Source organism: Algoriphagus sp. A40 (genome assembly GCF_002002735.1).
Taxonomy (GTDB): Bacteria; Bacteroidota; Bacteroidia; order Cytophagales; family Cyclobacteriaceae; genus Algoriphagus.
Window position 1 is genome coordinate 1 of record NZ_MUNY01000088.1, and the last position, 462, is coordinate 462.

The following is a 462-nucleotide window of genomic DNA, read 5'->3' on the forward strand; positions in this document are numbered from 1 at the left end:
TTGCATTGTTCGCCAATGTAATTTTGGTATGTACAAACCAATATCTGGTGAATCCAAAACAAAATTGAATTTTTGACCAAGAACATTTTCTAATTCAAACTTTATACTTCCACTCACAGCAAATATTAATTGTTTCAATTCTTTATGCGCATGGTGACCTCTTATAACTTCGTGCGGTGCATAATAAGTCCAATAGGCGCGCTTAATTTCAAAAGGCAATTCTTCTGCAATACTGATATATCCTAGTGAGCTTGATCCAACTTTTTTAAAATCAAGCAATTGAGGCGAATTATAATTTTTAATTTCAATTTTCACTTTATCAAACTTGATTAAGCTATGAAAAACTGACTGATGTTCTTTTTCAAATATTCGAAGAAATCAATTTTAAATCCAATTACACATAATTCTAGGAAGCTTGCATTCATTAAAAATATTTCACAATTATTGAATAATTTCCTAGAC

At 29.7% G+C, this 462-nt stretch carries 1 protein-coding gene; it reads right to left on the reverse strand.

Going from position 1 to position 462, the window contains the following annotated elements; all coding sequences use genetic code 11:
• A partial coding sequence (locus B0E43_RS22535) for an FdtA/QdtA family cupin domain-containing protein (RefSeq protein ID WP_217349199.1) occupies positions 1-315 on the reverse strand: 315 nt, incomplete at its 3' end.
• Between the last annotated feature and the right edge of the window lie 147 nt (positions 316-462).